Consider the following 17,013-nt stretch of genomic DNA (forward strand, 5'->3'; position numbering starts at 1 on the left):
GGACGAGCCCGCTCCTACAGGTCCAGGACAGCGCTGAATCTGTAGGAGCGGGCTCGTCCCGCGATAGGGCCCTCGAAACTCACACGTGTCGAGGGCTCAACTCGATAACGCAGCAGCGCCCCGATACCTCGACCTCGAGCAAGCCCGCGTTACCACTGAGCTGCAGGCAGTCATACAACCCAAGCCCCGACTCATGCCCCTGGATCGCAACGTGCAAGTCCGCCTCGGCACTGAACACCAGCACGGTCTCGGCCGCACTGAACAGGCGGGTGCTGGCGGCAAACCACTGCAACCGCGCCCCGTACCGGTTCGGCGCATAGATCAGGTTGAAGTCGCGGATCGGGCCACCCTGAAGCGTGCAGGCCACCTGGCTCTCGCCACTGAACGCAAAGGCATCGAACGGTAGCAGCGGCCGGCTTTCGTGACCGTCCACCGACAGGCGCATGCCATCGCCCTGCAGCACGGTGATGATCCGCTGGTAACCGGTGAAACTGGAAAAGCCGCCAGAGGCCTCGATATCGGCGATCGACAGGCGCCAGCCGAACCCGTCCAGGCCAACGCCCGCATCGCGGGTGATCTCTTCCGTGGACCCACCACCGTTCTTCCAGGGCATGCGCGGATAATCGCGGGCACGCAACAACTGCAACTGGCTCATTTGCTGAAACGTCCTTCCAGGCGATGACGGGAACCGGGGTGAATCAAGCGCGCGGCGGTGACCGGCTGGCGGCCCGACCAGGTACGCCGGCGAATCAGCAGGCACGGCTCGCCACGCTCGATCTGCAGCAGCTTGCATTCGTCCGGCTCAGCCAGGATCGCTTCGACCACGTGCTCGCCTTCGGTCAGCGGGGCGACCTGGGACAGATAGGCGTAGGGCGTCTGCCGGGTGAAGTCCTGCTTGAGGTAGTCTGGCGCGATCAGTGCATTGACGTAGCGGTCCTCGATCTGCACCGGCACGCCGTTTTCGTAATGCACGATCAGCGAATGGAACACCCGCTGGCCTTCGCGCATGTCCAGCGCCAGGGCACGCTCGGAGCCGGCAGGCTCTTCGGCCAGGACGATCACCTGACAGCGGTGCTGATGCCCGCGCCCGGCGATCTCGTCGGCGATGTTGTTGACTTCGAACAGCGCCGAGCGGGTCTTGGGTTCGGCGACGAAAGTCCCGACGCCCTGCATGCGGACCAGCAGGCCCTCGGCGGTCAGCTCGCGCAGGGCGCGGTTGATGGTCATGCGGCTGAAGCCCAGTTGGCTGACCAGCTCGCTTTCCGACGGGACGCGATGATGGGGCGGCCAGCTGCCGTTTTCGATCTGCTGGACGATCATCTGCTTGACCCGCGCATACAGCGGCGCCGGCCCTTCGCCCATCTGGGCCACCAGCGCGGAGACGGAAGGTGTCGGCACGGCTATGCATCCTTGTGCAATTTGATTGACGGTAGCTTGCCGCAGTTTACCCGGCAGGCAAACGTCTGTATATGTATATACAAATAACGATACAGGATGACCGAGTGATGTCCGCCTACTTCGCCGAACGTGCCCTGCTGCCTTCAGGCTGGGCCAGCAATGTCCGCCTTGAGGTGTCCGCCGACGGGCGGCTCGAAAAAATAGACGCGAACGCCAGTGCCGAAGGCGCCGAGCGCCTGGCCGGCCCGCTGCTGCCGGGCATGCCCAACCTGCATTCCCACGCCTTCCAGCGCGCCATGGCAGGCCTGGCGGAGGTGGTCGGCAACCCCAACGACAGTTTCTGGACCTGGCGCGACCTGATGTACCGCCTGGTCGGCCTGATCACTCCCGAGCAATTGCAGGTCATCGCCCGCCAGCTGTACATCGAGATGCTCAAGGCCGGCTACACCTCGGTGGCCGAATTCCACTACGTGCACCATGACAACACCGGCAAGCCCTACGCCGATCCCACCGAGCTGTCGCGCCAGATCAGCGCCGCGGCGCGCGCCAGCGGCATCGGCCTGACGCTGCTGCCGGTGCTGTACTCCCACTCCGGCTTCGGCGGCCAGCCACCGAACGAGGGCCAGCGGCGCTTCATCAACGCCACCGAGCAGTACCTGCGCCTGCAGCAACAGCTCAAGCCGCTGCTGGCCGCGCAACCCGCGCAGCACCTGGGCCTGTGCTTCCACTCGCTGCGCGCGGTCACGCCACACCAGATCGCCGAAGTGCTGGCCGCCAGCGACAAGGCATGCCCGGTGCACATCCACATCGCCGAGCAGCAGAAGGAAGTCAACGACTGCCTCAGCTGGAGCGGCCGTCGCCCGGTGCAATGGCTGTACGAGCACGTCGAGGTGGATTCGCGCTGGTGCCTGGTGCATGCAACCCACGTCGAGGCCGACGAAGTCAGCGCCATGGCCCGCAGCGGCGCGGTGGCAGGGCTGTGCCTGACCACCGAGGCCAACCTGGGCGATGGCATCTTCCCGGCCGTCGACTTCCTGGCCCAGGGCGGGCGCATGGGCATCGGCTCGGACAGCCATGTCTCGCTGAGCGTGGTCGAGGAACTGCGCTGGCTGGAGTATGGCCAGCGCCTGCGCGACCAGCGGCGCAACCGGCTATACCGCAGCGACCAGCCGATGGTCGGCCGGACCCTCTACGACGCGGCGCTGGCAGGCGGTGCGCAGGCCCTGGGGCAAGAGATTGGCGAGCTGGCGGTGGGCAAGCGTGCCGATTGGCTGGTGCTCGATGGGCAGGATCCGTACCTGGCGACCTCGAGCGGCGACGGCGTCCTCAACCGCTGGCTGTTCGCCGGCAGCGACCGTCAGGTGCGTGATGTGATGGTCAACGGACAGTGGGTGGTGCGCCAGGGGCGACACGCGCTGGAAGAGCAAAGCGGGCAGGCCTTCGCAGCGGTATTGCGCACACTGCTGGGCTGAAAGCCGGCGCGATCACCTGCTTGATCGCGCCAAGCCTGGATCTGGAACCCGGCAACTCAATGCCGGGCAACGATTGCCTTGTCCGACACCCGCCAGATCAGCCGGCTGGTGTCATACCCCTGCTGGCGAGCCTTCGACAACAGATTCTCGCGCTCCCACGCCGGCAGGCTCGGGGTTCGCGACAGGATCCACAGGTACTTGCGGTTGGGGCTGCCGACAATCGCGGTACGGTAGTGATCGTCCACGTACAGGATCCAGTAGTCCGCCTTGGTCAGCCCCGGCACCAGGCGAGTGAACCAGTTGTCGAACTCCACCCACAACTTGTCGGTGCGCCCCGGCTCCTCGATGCCGGCGCGGCCCTCGGCGCGCAGCCATTCGTCACCTTCGGTACGGCAACGATTGAGCACGCCCAGGCTGCCATCGGGCCTGAGGTTGTAATGGGCTTCGGATTGCGCACAGCCTTCCTGGAAGCGCATCGGCAGGCGTGCCAGCTCGAACCACTTGCCCTGGTAGCGCTTGAGGTCGACGTTGCCAGCCGTCTTGGGCGCCAGCGAATCCACCGACGAGCTGGCACAACCGCCGAGCACCAGCGCAAGACCCAGCGCCAGCAACAGGTGCACGCGCTTCATTTGAGGCCCTGCCCGGAGTACATCAGCACTTTGTCAGCGGCGTACTGGACACTGATGAAACTCTTCTCGTCGCCCCAGGTGCAACTGCTCATGCCGAGTGCTCCGGAGCACTCCTTCGGCGAGCCGAGCAACTGCTCGACCTCGGCCTTAGTCATGCCGGCCTTGAGCTTGGAATAGTTTTCCTGGTTGATCTTGCTGCAGGCGGTCAGGACGACCAACAAGGACAACAGGGCGAGGGAACGCAACGACATGAAGGGCTCTCCTGGAGATGGATGCAACAGGCGAGACGGCCTGCAGAGAGCTTAGAAGCAAAAATGCCTCCCCGGTTCCCTGCTACCCCTGCTTTCGTACCATGCCGTTGGTCGGGTGCTGTCACAAAACGCTCATGGCTATTTCATCGCAGGCGACATAGCATTCAGCGATGTGGCCTTTTGCCGCACCCTCCTCCCGAAATGCCTGCGCAGACCTTGCACATGACAAAAAATCTCAAGTTCAGCCACAAGATCCTGGTGGCCGCCGCACTCGTGGTGGCCGTCGCCTTCGCCTGCTTCGTGCTGTTCAACGACTATCGCCAGCGCCAGTCGCTGCGCAGCGACACCGAAACCAACCTGCAAGCCCTGGGCAACCTGACCGCGGGCAACATCCGTACCTGGCTCGACAGCCGCATGCAACTGCTGCAGTCACTGGCCCAGCAGATCGCCGTGGACGGGCCGCAGAAGGCCAGCCTTGACCGCAGCCTGGCGCTGCCGGTGTATGCCAGCAACTTCCAGCTCACCTACTTCGGCGGCAAAGATGGCCGCATGCAATCGGTGCCGGTCGGCAATCGCGCCCCCGACTACGACCCGCGCTCCCGCGGCTGGTACAAGGCCGCCAGCGCCGCCAACCAGACCATCATCACCGAGCCCTATATCTCGGCGTCGGCCGGCAAGCTGGTGGTCACCCTCGCCACGCCCGTGCAGCAGGCCGGGCAACTGATCGGCGTCAGCGGCGTCGACACCGACCTGCAGACCATCAGCAACCTGGTCAATGCCCTGGACTTCGGCGGCAAGGGCCACGCCTTCATCGTCAACGGTGAAGGCAAGATCCTTATCCATCCAAAGGCCGACCTGGCGCTCAAGACCCTGGCCGACCTCTACCCCAACGCTACCCCGCGCATCGCCAAGGGCATGGCTGAAGTCGAAGCGGACGGACGCAGCCAGTTAATCAGCTTCAGCCACGTCGATGGCGTGCCGGCGGACTGGTACGTCGCCCTGGTCCTGGATCAGGACGCCGCCTTCGCCATGCTGGGCGAACTGCGCACCTCGGCAGTGGTGGCAACGCTGATCGCGATAGTGGTGATCATCGCCCTGCTCGGCCTGTTGATCCGCGTGCTGATGGAGCCGCTGCATGTCATGGGCCGCGCGATGCGTGACATCGCCGAGGGCGAAGGCGACCTGACCCGGCGCCTGACCATCCACGGCCAGGACGAGTTCGGCAGCCTGGGGCAATCGTTCAACCGCTTCGTCGAGCGTATTCACGAGTCGATCCGCGAAGTGGCCTCGGCCACTGGCCAGGTCAACGCCGTGGCCAGCCAAGTGGTGAGTGCCTCCAACGCCTCCATCGAAAATGCCGACCAGCAGTCCAGCCGCACCAGCAGCGTGGCGGCGGCGATCAACCAACTGGGCGCCGCAGCCCAGGAGATCGCCCAGAATGCCGCCCTCGCCTCGCAGCACTCCAGCGACGCCCGTGACCTGGCCGCGGAAGGCCAGCAGGTGGTTGGCCAGACCATCGATGTGATGAACAAGCTGTCGGCGCGGATCAGCGATTCGTGCGGCAACATCGAGACGCTCAACGCCCACACGGTGAACATCGGCCAGATTCTCGACGTGATCAGCGGCATCTCCCAGCAGACCAACCTGCTGGCGCTAAACGCCGCCATCGAGGCCGCGCGGGCCGGCGAGGCCGGGCGTGGCTTTGCCGTGGTGGCCGACGAAGTGCGTAACCTGGCGCACCGCACCCAGGAGTCGGCGCAGCAGGTGCAGGGGTTGATCGAGGAACTGCAGGCTGGCGCGCAAGTGGCGGTGAGCACCATGAACCAGAGCCAGCAGCACAGTGATCACAGCGTCGAGATCGCCAACCGCGCAGGTGACCGCCTGGGCAGCGTGACCCAACGTATCGGCGAGATCGACGGCATGAACCAGTCGGTGGCTACGGCGACCGAAGAGCAGACGTCAGTGGTCGAGTCGATCAATGTCGACATCACCGAGATCAATACGCTGAACCAGCAAGGGGTGCAGAACCTGCAGAGCACCTTGCGTGCCTGCAACGACCTGGAGCATCAGGTCGATCGGTTGAAGCAGTTGGTGGGGAGTTTCAGGATCTAAGGTTCGACGGCGCCTTCTTCGCGGGTAAACCCGCGAAGAAGGCTGCGCTGATTTAGAACCGGGAGCCCGGCTCCAGCAGAAAGTCCATCTCTTCACTGGTACTCGGCCGCCCCAGCAACAGATTGCGATGCGGGAAACGGCCGAACCGAGCGATCACCCGCTGGTGCTGCTCGGCATAGTCCAGGAAGCCTTCGAACAGCCGACGATTGGCCTCAGGCTGCTCGTCCAGCAACGTCCGGTAGCGCTCCACGCACAGGTTCTGCCAATCCAGCACCTCGGCGTGCTCCAGCACCAGCAGCACGAACACGCGCTGGATCGGCAGCAGCTGATAATCCCAGCCCTTCTGCAAACCCTGCATGGCCACCACCTGGGCACGCCGGTCGCCCTCGAAGGCGCGCGGCGTGTCGCGGTAGATCATGCGCGGCAACTGGTCGAGCAGGAGCAACAGACCAAGCCAGCCCTGCGGGCTTTGCTGCCACTCGTCGAGCCCACCGGCCAGGGCCTGTTCGACCAGATCGCCGAACAGTGCCTGGGCATCGGCATCGTGATGCTTGCCGAACCACTGCGTACTCTTCTCGTCAGCCACGGCCTGGGCACTGGTGCCCCAACCGAACCACCACTCCAGCAACGGCTGCCAAGGTGCGAGCATGACTTACTCCTTGTGATAGGCGGTGACGCGCTCGACCTCTTCCTTCGAGCCCAGAATCACCGACACACGCTGGTGCAGGCTCTCAGGCTTGATGTCGAGGATACGCTCGTAACCGTTGGTCGATGCGCCGCCAGCCTGCTCGATGATGAACGACATCGGGTTGGCTTCGTACATCAGGCGCAGCTTGCCCGGCTTGCTCGGCTCGCGAGCGTCGCGCGGGTACATGAACAGGCCGCCACGGGTCAGGATGCGGTGCACGTCGGCCACCATCGAGGCGATCCAGCGCATGTTGTAGTTCTTCTTCAGCGGCCCGGTCTCACCGGCCAGCAGCTCGCCCACGTAACGCTGCACCGGGGCTTCCCAGTGGCGCTGGTTGGACATGTTGATGGCGAATTCGGCGGTGGTTTCCGGCACGCGGATGTTTTCGTGGGTCAGGACGAAGCTGCCCAGTTCGCGGTCCAGGGTGAAGCCCTTGACGCCATTGCCCAAGGTGAGGATCAGCATGGTCTGCGGGCCGTAGATCGCATAACCGGCGGCGACCTGCTGGGTGCCTGGTTGCAGGAAGGCGTTTTCGTTGAGGGTTTCGTTCTGGCTCAGGTATTCGTTCGGGCAACGCAGCACCGAGAAGATGGTGCCGACCGAGACGTTGACGTCGATGTTCGACGAACCGTCCAGCGGGTCGAAGACCAGCAGGTAGGCGCCTTTGGGGTACTTGCCCGGGATCTGGTAAGCGTTGTCCATTTCTTCGGACGCCATGCCGGCCAGGTGGCCGCCCCACTCGTTGGCCTCGAGCAGGATGTCGTTGGAGATGACGTCGAGCTTCTTCTGCACTTCGCCTTGCACGTTTTCGGTGCCCATGCTGCCCAGCACGCCGCCCAGGGCGCCCTTGGACACGTGGTGGCTGATCTCCTTGCACGCGCGCGCCACCACTTCGATCAGGAAGCGCAGATCGGCAGGAGTGTTGTTGCTGCGGGTCTGCTCAATCAGATAGCGACTCAGGGTAACGCGGGACATGTATGGCTCCGAAGTGGAAAGGGGTAGAAAAACCCCCGCAGTTTACAGGGAGAGTGGCAGCCTAGCGAGCGAAGAGACTCGCCTGGCGGATCAGACGGTGGTTCGGGCGATGAGTTCAGGCAGTTGGTCGGCGGCGACCTGATCGCGGGGCAAGCCCGCTCCCACAGGCACCCCGCTGATCCCGAAACCAACGGTGCACCTGTGGGAACGGGCTGGCCCCGCGATCGGGCCGGAACTGACACCCTGCTAATCCAATGCCTTCCATATCTCGGTGGCATATTCGCGAATGGTGCGGTCCGACGAGAACCAGCCCATCCGTGCGGTATTGAGCACCGCCATGCGCCACCACTCCTGCGGCGTATGCCACAGCTCCTCGACCCGCCGCTGGGCGTCCCAGTACGCATCGAAATCGGCGCACAGCAGGAAGCGGTCGTAGGCCACCAGGCCGTCGATCAGCCCGGCATAGCGCCCTGGATCATCCGGCGAGAACACCCCGCTGCGGATCGCCTGCAACACATCGCCCAGGCGCCCGGAGGCGGCCACGGCCGCCGCTGCACCAAAATCGCCCGCACGCTTGCGCGCCTCGACCTGCTGGGCGGTCAGGCCGAAGATGAACATGTTTTCCACGCCGACCTGCTCGCACATCTCGACGTTGGCGCCGTCGAGGGTGCCGATGGTCAGCGCGCCGTTGAGGGCGAACTTCATGTTGCTGGTGCCGGACGCTTCGTACCCGGCAGTGGAGATCTGCTCGGAAAGGTCGGCCGCCGGGATGATGCTCTCGGCCAGGCTGACGTTGTAGTTGGGCAGGAACACCACCTTGAGCAGCCCGCGCACGGTGGGGTCGTTGTTGACCACCCGAGCGATGTCGTTGGTCAGCTTGATGATCAGCTTGGCCTGGTGATAGCTGGCTGCCGCCTTGCCGGCGAAGATCTTCACCCGCGGCGCCCACGGAGTGCCGGGGTCATTGCGCATGGCCTGGTACAGCGCGACGGTATGCAACAGGTTGAGCAACTGGCGCTTGTACTCGTGGATACGCTTGACCTGCACGTCGAACAACGCTTCGGGGTTGACCGTCACGCCGATGCGGTCCTGGATGATGCTCGCCAGTGCGCGCTTGCTATGCAGGCGCTGGGCGGCGAACTGCTTGCGGAAGGTGGCTTTCTCGGCGTGGGGCGCCAGCGCCTTGAGCTTGCCCTCCGGATCGTCCAGCACCTCGGCGCCCAGGGCGTCGACCAACATGCCGGTCAACTGCGGATTGGCCTGGTACAGCCAGCGGCGGAAGGTGATGCCGTTGGTCTTGTTGTTGATCCGCTGCGGATACAGCTTGTGCAGTTCGGCGAACACCGTGCTCTTCATCAGCTTGCTGTGCAGCGCCGACACGCCGTTGACGCTGTGCGAGCCGAGAAACGCCAGGTTGCCCATGCGCACACGGCGGCCGTTGTCCTCCTCGATCAGCGACACCGCGCGCAGCACGTCGAAGTCGTGCAGCCCTTTGGCCCGCAGCGCGTCGATGTGGTACGCGTTGATCAGGTAGATGATCTGCATGTGCCGCGGCAGCATGCGTTCCATCAGCGCCACAGGCCAGGTTTCCAGGGCCTCGGGCAGCAGGGTGTGGTTGGTGTAGGCCAAGGTGCCGACCGTCAGCTCCCAGGCCTTTTCCCAGGGAATGGCATGCTGGTCGACCAGCAGGCGCATCAGCTCGGCGACGGCGATCGAGGGGTGGGTGTCGTTGAGCTGGATCGCCGCCGAGTCCGGCAGGTTGAGCAGGTCATCGTGCATGTTCAGGTGACGTCGCAGCAGATCCTGCAGCGACGCGGAGACGAAGAAGTATTCCTGGCGCAGGCGCAATTCCTGCCCCGCTTCGGTGCTGTCCGCCGGGTAAAGCACCCGCGAGATGCTCTCGGCCCGCGCCACTTCGGCCACCGCCCCCAGGTGATCGCCGGCATTGAAGCGCTCCAGGTGCAACTCTTCGAGCGCCCGGGCGCGCCAAAGGCGCAGGGTGTTGACGCTGGAGCCGCGCCAGCCGACCACGGGCGTGTCGTAGGCCACGGCACGCACGGTTTCGCCCGGCGTCCAGACCTGCCGGGCAACACCCTGGGCGTCGTGCAGCGTTTCGACACTGCCGCCAAAACTGATCGGATAGATCACCTCGGCGCGCTCGAACTCCCAGGGGTTGCCGAAGTCCAGCCAGTTTTCGGTCTGCTCCTGCTGCCAGCCATCGACGATGGCCTGGCGGAACAGCCCGTGCTCGTAGCGGATACCGTAGCCATGGGCAGCGATGCCGAGGGTCGACATGCTTTCCATGAAGCACGCCGCCAGCCGTCCCAGGCCGCCATTGCCCAGCGCGGCATCGGGCTCGAGCAGGCGGATGCGTTCAAGGTCCACGTCCAGCCCCTCGAGCGCTTCACGGGCGATCTCCAGATAGCCCAGGTTGCTCAGGCTGTCGTACAGCAGCCGGCCGATGAGGAACTCCAGGGAAAGGTAGTAGACCCGCTTCTGGCTGCGCCGGTAGGCCTGGCGGGTGTGGTCCATCCAGTGGTCGACCATGTGATCGCGGGCGGCCAGGGCGATGGCTTCGAACCAGTCATGGTCGAAGGCATGTTCCGGGTCCTTGCCGACCGCGTAGGTCAGTTTGTCCAGTACAGCGGCGCGAAAAGCGGCCACCTCGGCGTCACGAGCTTTGGGTTCCTGGGACATGCGGCATCCTCGGGCAAGTTGACGAATACGGAGGGAGATTGAAGAGACTAGACCCTTCGACAGGGAGTGACAGGCTACGGTTCGCAGTTTTCATGCCGCCTTGGCGATTCCGGCAAAAGGTTGTTCACAAATTGAACAACTCCGGTATGATCGCGCGCCCCAAGACCGTGATCCGCCCACTATTAAAATGAAACCGACCCTGATCGCCGCCGCCGAAGTCGACCGCCTGGAAACCTGGCAGCGCTACACCAGCAGCATGTGCCATGGCTGCCATTCGACCTGCTGTACCCTGCCTGTGGAGGTGAGGATCAAGGATCTGATCCGCATCGGCGTGGTGGACGAGTTCGAGAAGGACGAGCCGCCGAAGAACGTCGCCAAGCGCCTGCAGAAAGAAGGCATCATCGAGCGCTTCAACCAGAAGTCGGGCATTTTCACCCTGACCCGAATGAGCAACGACGATTGCATGTATCTGGACCGCAAGAGCCGGCTGTGCACCATTTATGACAAGCGCCCGGACACCTGCCGCAACCATCCCAAGGTCGGACCGCGGCCGGGGTATTGTGCATACAAGCCCAAGGTGGTTGGGCGATAGGCCTGTAGCGCCGGTTCGGGCCTCTTCGCGGGGCAAGCCCGCGAAGAGGCCGGCACGAACACAACGCAAGCTGCAGACAAACAAAAACGCCCCCGGCCTTTCGACCGGGGGCGTTTTCATTCAGCCTGAGCTAACTCAGTTCTTGGCTTTCTTGGCAGCGCGGGTACGCTCGCCTTCGTCCAGGATCTTCTTGCGCAGACGGATCGACTTCGGCGTGACTTCGCACAGCTCGTCGTCCTGGATGAACTCCAGGGCCTGCTCGAGGGTGTGGCGAACCGGCGGAACCAGGGCGATGACTTCGTCCTTGCCCGAAGCACGCATGTTGTCGAGCTTCTTGCCTTTGGTCGGGTTCACGCCCAGGTCGTTGTCACGGCTGTTCAGACCGATGATCTGACCGTTGTAGATCTCCTGGCCGTGCTCGACGAACAGCTTGCCGCGCGCCTGCAGGGTTTCCAGCGAGTAGGTCAGGGCCTTGCCGGTCTCGACCGAAACCAGAACACCGTTCAGACGGCCGGACATCTGGCCCGACTTCATGGTGTCGTAGCGATCGAAGATCGAGGTCAGGATGCCTGCACCGTTGGTCAGGGTCAGGAACTGGTTACGGAAACCGATCAGACCACGGGCCGGGATGTTGTACTCCAGGCGAACACGGCCCTTGCCATCCGGGACCATGTTGGTCAGGTCGCCCTTACGCAGGCCCATCTCTTCCATGACCTTGCCCTGAGATTCTTCAGGGATGTCGATGGTGACGTTCTCGAACGGTTCCTGCTTCACGCCATCCACTTCGCGGATGATCACTTCAGGACGACCAACGGCCATCTCGAAGCCTTCGCGACGCATGGTTTCGATCAGAACCGACAGGTGCAGCTCACCACGGCCCGATACCTTGAACTTGTCAGGGGAATCGGTTTCCTGAACGCGCAGGGCTACGTTGTACAGCAGCTCCTTGTCCAGACGGTCCTTGATGTTGCGGCTGGTGACGAACTTGCCTTCTTTACCGCAGAACGGCGAGTCGTTGACCTGGAAGGTCATCGAAACGGTTGGCTCGTCGACGGTCAGCGGCTTCATCGCCTCTACCGCGTCCGGTGCGCACAGGGTGTCGGAGATGAACAGCTCGTCGAAACCGCTGATGCAGACGATGTCGCCAGCCTGGGCTTCTTCGACGTCGACGCGGTGCAGGCCGTGGTGGCCCATCAGCTTGAGGATACGGCCGTTGCGCTTCTTGCCGTTGGTGTCGATGGCGACAACCGGGGTGTTCGGCTTGACGCGACCACGGGCGATACGGCCAACGCCGATAACACCGAGGAAGCTGTTGTAGTCCAGAGCCGAGATCTGCATCTGGAACGGACCTTCACGGTCAACGTCCGGCGCAGGTACGTTGTCGACGATCGACTGGTACAGCGCGGTCATGTCCTCACCCATTTCGGTGTGGTCCAGACCGGCGATGCCGTTCAGGGCCGAGGCGTAGACGACTTTGAAGTCCAGCTGTTCGTCGGTGGCACCGAGGTTGTCGAACAGGTCGAAGATCTGGTCCAGAACCCAGTCAGGACGCGCGCCCGGACGGTCGACCTTGTTGATCACGACGATTGGCTTGAGGCCGGCTTCGAAGGCTTTCTTGGTTACGAAGCGGGTTTGCGGCATCGGGCCGTCCTGGGCATCGACCAGCAGCAGCACCGAGTCGACCATCGACATTACACGCTCTACCTCGCCACCGAAGTCGGCGTGGCCGGGGGTGTCGACGATGTTGATGTGGTAGCCGTTCCAGTTGATGGCGGTGTTCTTCGCCAGAATGGTAATGCCGCGCTCTTTTTCCTGGTCGTTGGAGTCCATGACGCGCTCGTCGTTGAGCTCGTTACGCTCCAGGGTGCCGGACTGGCGCAGGAGTTTGTCGACCAGGGTGGTTTTACCATGGTCAACGTGGGCGATGATGGCGATGTTACGCAGATTTTCGATCACAACTGTATCTCGTGCAGAGGATTCGGTTTGCCGCCAGTCTAGGCAGCCAATATGAAGGTAAAAGGCTCAGCGGGCCCGCAGGTCGGGAGGGCGATGGCGGATGCTGCCGCCATACAGCCCTGGCGTCTTATGCCGGACGATAAACACGCACATTGGCATGTCCCTCACTGAGCAGGTGGTGTGCGTGCAGACGGCTCATCACACCCTTGTCGCAATAAAGCAGGTACTGGCGGTTGGCATCGAGCTGCTTGAACTTGCTGTTGATCGCGTAGAACGGCAGTGCCTGGACTTCGACGCCTTCGATCTGCAGCGGTTCGTCTTCCTGGGCGTCAGGGTGACGAATGTCGATGACGATCTGGCCCGGCAGCGCCTCGGCCACTTCCTCGATCTCGATATCCTTGCCCAGCTCGTCGATCACGTGGTCGATGGAGATCAGCTTGGCGCGCTCCAGGGCGCGCTCGAGCACCGCCATGTCGAACTGCTTCTCTTCATGCTCCATGCGGTGGCGCTTGGCATGGGTGGTCGGGTTCACCGAGATCACGCCGCAGTACTCGGGCATGTGCTTGGCGAAATCGGCGGTGCCGATCTGGTAGGCGGTATCGATGATGTCCTGCTTGTGGCTGGCCAGCAGCGGGCGCAGCACCAGCTTGTCGGTGGCCGAATCGATGATCGCAAGGTTGGGCAGGGTCTGGCTGGAAACCTGCGAGATCGCCTCGCCGGTGACCAGGGCGTCGATTTCCAGGCGGTCAGCCATGCGCGCCGCGGCACGCAGCATCATGCGCTTGAGCGTCACGCCCATATAACTGTTGTCGACCTTGCCGAGAATCTCGCCGACCACTTCTTCGAACGGCACGCTGATGAACAGCACGCGCTGGCTGCTGCCGTATTTCTTCCACAGGTAGTGCGCGACTTCCATCACCCCCAGCTCGTGGGCACGGCCACCGAGGTTGAAGAAGCAGAAGTGGGTCATCAGGCCGCGGCGCATCATCTGGTAGGCGGCCACGGTGGAGTCGAAACCACCGGACATCAGCACCAGCGTCTGCTCCAGCGCACCCAAAGGGTAGCCGCCGATGCCATTGTGCTGGTTGTGGATGACGTACAGGCGCTGATCGCGGATCTCGATACGCACCATCACTTCGGGGGTCTTCAGGTCGATGCCGGCGGCGCCGCACTGCTGGCGCAGCTGGCTGCCGACGTAGCGATCGACGTCCATCGAGGTGAAGTCGTGGTGGCCACCGCGCTTGCAGCGCACAGCGAAACGCTTGCCGGCCAGCAGGTGGCCGAAGTGCTGCCTGCATTTGTCGACGATGTCGTCGAAGTCGCCCAGCGGATATTCCTGCACCTGCAGGAAGTGGGTGATCCCTGGGGTACAGGTCAGGCGTTCGATCATCTCGCGCTGGATCTTCTCGTCCTCGATGCGGGTGACCACTTCGAGGTTATCCCAGACACCATCGACCACGAGCTCCGGATCCAGATCCTTGAGCACGTTGCGGATGTTCTTGCCGAGCTGGCGGATGAAGCGCTTGCGCACCGGCCGGCTCTTGATGGTGATCTCTGGGAAGACTTTGACGATAAGTTTCATTGAGTTAACAGCGCGCCCGGGGCCTGCCGAAAATGAGGGGCGCGAATTATAGCGGAAATGGCTCGAGGTTTGAGCAACTTTTGATCAGAGGTTTGTTCCAGGGCTTTCGGGTGGGATTGATGGCGCTTGCAAAGGCCCTTTCGCGGGCAAGCCCGCTCCTACAGGATCTGCGCCCACCGGCAACCCCGTGGGAGCGGGCTTGCCCGCGAAGAGGCCCTCAAAAAACGCATCACGCACAAATAAGCGCACCAAAATGAAGCATTGTCGTAAGGAAATGCCTTTTATGAGTGCACAGCCTCACACCCTTCCCTCGCCAAACGCCCGCAAACGCCCATTTTCATGGCGCCATCGCCATTTTCGGGCACTGGCATGCAATTTGCTCCCTTGTGATGCAGGTAAGCTTGGCCGACTATCCGCGCCCGGCGACACCCTTTTTCCAGGGCAGCGGCCAAGCGCACCCTAGACCATCCGGAGGACAACATGTCGAAGTCGGTTCAACTCATCAAAGATCATGACGTCAAGTGGATTGATCTGCGTTTCACGGACACCAAAGGCAAACAGCACCACGTCACCATGCCGGCTCGCGATGCGCTGGATGAAGACTTCTTCGAAGCTGGCAAGATGTTCGACGGCTCCTCCATCGAGGGCTGGAAAGGCATCGAAGCTTCCGACATGATCCTGCTGCCGGACGACTCGTCCGCCGTGCTGGACCCGTTCACCGAAGAGCCGACCCTGATCCTGGTCTGCGACGTGATCGAGCCGTCCACCATGCAAGGCTACGACCGCGACCCACGCGCCATCGCCAAGCGTGCCGAAGAGTTCCTGAAGAGCACCGGCATCGGCGACACCGTGTTCGTCGGCCCGGAGCCTGAGTTCTTCATCTTCGACCAGGTGAAGTTCAAGTCGGACATCTCCGGCTCGATGTTCAAGATCTACTCCGAACAAGGCTCCTGGATGACCGACCAGGACGTCGAAGGCGGCAACAAGGGCCACCGCCCTGCCGTCAAAGGCGGCTACTTCCCGGTTCCGCCGTGCGACCACGACCACGAAATCCGTACTGCCATGTGCAACGCCATGGAAGAAATGGGCCTGGTCATCGAAGTTCACCACCACGAAGTGGCGACTGCCGGCCAGAACGAGATCGGTGTGAAGTTCAACACCCTGGTCACCAAGGCTGACGAAGTCCAGACCCTGAAGTACTGCGTGCACAACGTCGCCGACGCCTACGGCAAGACCGCAACCTTCATGCCGAAGCCGCTGTACGGCGACAACGGCTCGGGCATGCACGTTCACATGTCGATCTCCAAGGACGGCAAGAACACCTTCTCCGGCGAAGGCTATGCCGGCCTGTCCGACACCGCCCTGTACTTCATCGGCGGTATCATCAAGCACGGTAAGGCCCTGAACGGCTTCACCAACCCGGCCACCAACTCCTACAAGCGTCTGGTACCAGGCTTCGAAGCCCCGGTCATGCTGGCATACTCGGCCCGTAACCGTTCGGCCTCGATCCGTATTCCTTACGTTTCCAGCCCGAAAGCCCGCCGCATCGAAGCGCGCTTCCCGGACCCGGCTGCCAACCCGTACCTGTGCTTCGCCGCACTGCTGATGGCCGGCCTGGACGGTATCCAGAACAAGATCCACCCAGGCGATGCCGCCGACAAGAACCTGTACGACCTGCCGCCTGAAGAGGCCAAGGAAATCCCACAGGTTTGCGGTAGCCTGAAAGAAGCCCTGGAAGAGCTGGACAAGGGCCGTGCGTTCCTGACCAAGGGCGGCGTGTTCTCCGACGACTTCATCGATGCCTACATCGAGCTGAAGTCCGAAGAAGAAATCAAGGTCCGTACCTTCGTTCACCCGCTGGAATACGACCTGTACTACAGCGTTTGATGCGCGCGGCGCGTGCGCCGTGACCGTCTAGAGAAACGGCCTCCTTCGGGAGGCCGTTTCTGTTTTTACACTCAAGCCATTCGGACGCATCCTACTGGTGCACCGAGCAGCATTGGCCACACTCGCATCTCCACCTGCCAGGAGATTCCCATGCACCCACTGCCACTTGCCCTGCTCTGCGTCATTGCCCTGTCCGGCTGCGTGAACGCCACCCCACCCGACACCACCTTCGACCCGCTGCTCGACAGCATCGAACAACGGCTGGATATCGCCCAGGCGGTCGCCCTGCATAAATGGGATCGCCAGCAGCCGGTGCAGGACAGCCCTCGCGAACGACAGGTGCTGTTGAACGTGAGCCAGCTTGCCCCCGAGCACGGGCTGGATCCGGCACGCGCCAGCCAGTTCTTCAGCGACCAGATAGAAGCCAACAAGCTCAGGCAGTACCACCTGCTCACGCAATGGCACCTGCTGCAAAAAGCCCCCGACATCCCACGCCAGGATCTCGCCAGCGAGATCCGTCCGCGCCTGGACCTGCTGCAAGGCCGACTGCTCGACGCCCTCGCCCGCTTCGACCAGGCGACTCCCGCGCAGTGCGGCCACGCACTGGCCGAAGCCATTGCCTTGCGCTCCAGCGACGCCCCGCGTCGGCTGTTCCTCATCCGGGCCACCGCCAACCTCTGCCAACGCCCCTGAGGCTCTATGCTCTATATTGGTGCACAAAACCGCTGAACGCCCTGCAATGCACCCCAAATTAGGTCAGGAGAATCGGTAAAC

At 63.0% G+C, this 17,013-nt stretch carries 14 protein-coding genes; 5 read left to right on the plus strand and 9 right to left on the minus strand.

Going from position 1 to position 17,013, the window contains the following annotated elements; genetic code table 11:
• Positions 1-79: 79 nt before the first annotated feature.
• Both HU748_RS18330 and hutC read right to left on the minus strand, forming a co-directional pair.
• Positions 80-655, minus strand: a complete 576-nt coding sequence (locus tag HU748_RS18330; RefSeq protein ID WP_186721364.1) for a HutD family protein — start codon at positions 653-655, stop codon at positions 80-82.
• Positions 652-1,362 (minus strand): histidine utilization repressor, encoded by a 711-nt coding sequence (hutC, locus tag HU748_RS18335; protein ID WP_186666102.1) that lies wholly within the window; start codon positions 1,360-1,362, stop codon positions 652-654. The genes HU748_RS18330 and hutC overlap by 4 nt, the downstream gene beginning before the upstream one ends.
• Positions 1,363-1,505: 143 nt before the next feature.
• Between hutC and HU748_RS18340 the strand changes: the two genes are divergently transcribed.
• Positions 1,506-2,870: a formimidoylglutamate deiminase gene (locus HU748_RS18340; protein ID WP_186721365.1), complete on the plus strand. Its 1,365-nt coding sequence runs from the start codon at positions 1,506-1,508 to the stop codon at positions 2,868-2,870.
• A gap of 56 nt (positions 2,871-2,926) precedes the next feature.
• Here HU748_RS18340 and HU748_RS18345 read toward each other — a convergent pair whose 3' ends face one another.
• Positions 2,927-3,499, minus strand: coding sequence for a lipocalin family protein (locus tag HU748_RS18345; protein ID WP_186665756.1), 573 nt, complete (start codon positions 3,497-3,499; stop codon positions 2,927-2,929).
• Entirely contained in the window at positions 3,496-3,750 is a 255-nt protein-coding gene (bamE, locus tag HU748_RS18350; RefSeq protein ID WP_186721366.1) for an outer membrane protein assembly factor BamE, read from the minus strand. The genes HU748_RS18345 and bamE overlap by 4 nt, the downstream gene beginning before the upstream one ends.
• Before the next feature lie 222 nt (positions 3,751-3,972).
• Here bamE and HU748_RS18355 point away from each other — a divergent pair, with 222 nt between their 5' ends.
• A complete protein-coding gene (locus HU748_RS18355) occupies positions 3,973-5,862 on the plus strand; it encodes a methyl-accepting chemotaxis protein (protein WP_186721367.1) in 1,890 nt (629 codons plus the stop codon).
• A gap of 52 nt (positions 5,863-5,914) precedes the next feature.
• On the opposite strand, the gene HU748_RS18360 is transcribed toward HU748_RS18355, so the two are convergent.
• The 3 genes from HU748_RS18360 to HU748_RS18370 form a co-directional block, all read right to left on the minus strand.
• Positions 5,915-6,511 (minus strand): DUF924 family protein, encoded by a 597-nt coding sequence (locus tag HU748_RS18360; RefSeq protein ID WP_186665752.1) that lies wholly within the window; start codon positions 6,509-6,511, stop codon positions 5,915-5,917.
• A 3-nt stretch (positions 6,512-6,514) separates the two neighbouring features.
• Positions 6,515-7,525, minus strand: a complete 1,011-nt coding sequence (locus HU748_RS18365; protein ID WP_054895279.1) for a class 1 fructose-bisphosphatase — start codon at positions 7,523-7,525, stop codon at positions 6,515-6,517.
• 246 nt (positions 7,526-7,771) lie between these two features.
• The gene (locus HU748_RS18370; protein ID WP_186721369.1) at positions 7,772-10,222 is read right to left on the minus strand and encodes a glycogen/starch/alpha-glucan phosphorylase; all 2,451 of its coding nucleotides are present in this window, start codon (positions 10,220-10,222) and stop codon (positions 7,772-7,774) included.
• 187 nt (positions 10,223-10,409) lie between these two features.
• Between HU748_RS18370 and HU748_RS18375 the strand changes: the two genes are divergently transcribed.
• Positions 10,410-10,814 carry a YkgJ family cysteine cluster protein gene (locus HU748_RS18375; protein ID WP_186721371.1) on the plus strand — a complete coding sequence of 135 codons (405 nt, stop codon included), beginning with the start codon at positions 10,410-10,412 and terminating at the stop codon, positions 10,812-10,814.
• Between the two features lie 135 nt (positions 10,815-10,949).
• Here HU748_RS18375 and typA read toward each other — a convergent pair whose 3' ends face one another.
• Both typA and thiI read right to left on the minus strand, forming a co-directional pair.
• Positions 10,950-12,770 carry a translational GTPase TypA gene (gene typA, locus HU748_RS18380; protein ID WP_186665747.1) on the minus strand — a complete coding sequence of 607 codons (1,821 nt, stop codon included), beginning with the start codon at positions 12,768-12,770 and terminating at the stop codon, positions 10,950-10,952.
• A gap of 127 nt (positions 12,771-12,897) precedes the next feature.
• Positions 12,898-14,352: a tRNA uracil 4-sulfurtransferase ThiI gene (gene thiI / locus HU748_RS18385; protein ID WP_186665745.1), complete on the minus strand. Its 1,455-nt coding sequence runs from the start codon at positions 14,350-14,352 to the stop codon at positions 12,898-12,900.
• Positions 14,353-14,832: 480 nt separating this feature from the next.
• On the opposite strand from thiI, the gene glnA reads away from it, so the two are divergent.
• Together glnA and HU748_RS18395 are read left to right on the plus strand one after the other, a co-directional pair.
• On the plus strand, positions 14,833-16,239 hold the full coding sequence (gene glnA, locus HU748_RS18390; RefSeq protein ID WP_063541420.1) for a glutamate--ammonia ligase: 1,407 nt from the start codon (positions 14,833-14,835) through the stop codon (positions 16,237-16,239).
• Between the two features lie 150 nt (positions 16,240-16,389).
• A complete protein-coding gene (locus tag HU748_RS18395) occupies positions 16,390-16,932 on the plus strand; it encodes a chorismate mutase (protein ID WP_186721374.1) in 543 nt (180 codons plus the stop codon).
• Positions 16,933-17,013 lie beyond the last annotated feature (81 nt).

Source organism: Pseudomonas sp. RW3S2 (assembly GCF_014268955.1).
GTDB classification, from domain to species: domain Bacteria; phylum Pseudomonadota; class Gammaproteobacteria; order Pseudomonadales; family Pseudomonadaceae; genus Aquipseudomonas; species Aquipseudomonas wayambapalatensis.

What these genes read in the sequence shown, in the direction of transcription:
- glnA (WP_063541420.1), top strand. Translation starts at nt 14,833, where the DNA reads ATGTCGAAGTCGGTTCAACTCATCAAAGATCATGACGTCAAGTGGATT.
- HU748_RS18365 (WP_054895279.1), bottom strand. Translation starts at nt 7,525, where the DNA reads ATGTCCCGCGTTACCCTGAGTCGCTATCTGATTGAGCAGACCCGCAGC.
- HU748_RS18370 (WP_186721369.1), bottom strand. Translation starts at nt 10,222, where the DNA reads ATGTCCCAGGAACCCAAAGCTCGTGACGCCGAGGTGGCCGCTTTTCGC.
- HU748_RS18395 (WP_186721374.1), top strand. Translation starts at nt 16,390, where the DNA reads ATGCACCCACTGCCACTTGCCCTGCTCTGCGTCATTGCCCTGTCCGGC.
- HU748_RS18330 (WP_186721364.1), bottom strand. Translation starts at nt 655, where the DNA reads ATGAGCCAGTTGCAGTTGTTGCGTGCCCGCGATTATCCGCGCATGCCC.
- thiI (WP_186665745.1), bottom strand. Translation starts at nt 14,352, where the DNA reads ATGAAACTTATCGTCAAAGTCTTCCCAGAGATCACCATCAAGAGCCGG.
- HU748_RS18360 (WP_186665752.1), bottom strand. Translation starts at nt 6,511, where the DNA reads ATGCTCGCACCTTGGCAGCCGTTGCTGGAGTGGTGGTTCGGTTGGGGC.
- HU748_RS18340 (WP_186721365.1), top strand. Translation starts at nt 1,506, where the DNA reads ATGTCCGCCTACTTCGCCGAACGTGCCCTGCTGCCTTCAGGCTGGGCC.
- HU748_RS18345 (WP_186665756.1), bottom strand. Translation starts at nt 3,499, where the DNA reads ATGAAGCGCGTGCACCTGTTGCTGGCGCTGGGTCTTGCGCTGGTGCTC.
- HU748_RS18355 (WP_186721367.1), top strand. Translation starts at nt 3,973, where the DNA reads ATGACAAAAAATCTCAAGTTCAGCCACAAGATCCTGGTGGCCGCCGCA.
- bamE (WP_186721366.1), bottom strand. Translation starts at nt 3,750, where the DNA reads ATGTCGTTGCGTTCCCTCGCCCTGTTGTCCTTGTTGGTCGTCCTGACC.
- HU748_RS18375 (WP_186721371.1), top strand. Translation starts at nt 10,410, where the DNA reads ATGAAACCGACCCTGATCGCCGCCGCCGAAGTCGACCGCCTGGAAACC.
- hutC (WP_186666102.1), bottom strand. Translation starts at nt 1,362, where the DNA reads ATGGGCGAAGGGCCGGCGCCGCTGTATGCGCGGGTCAAGCAGATGATC.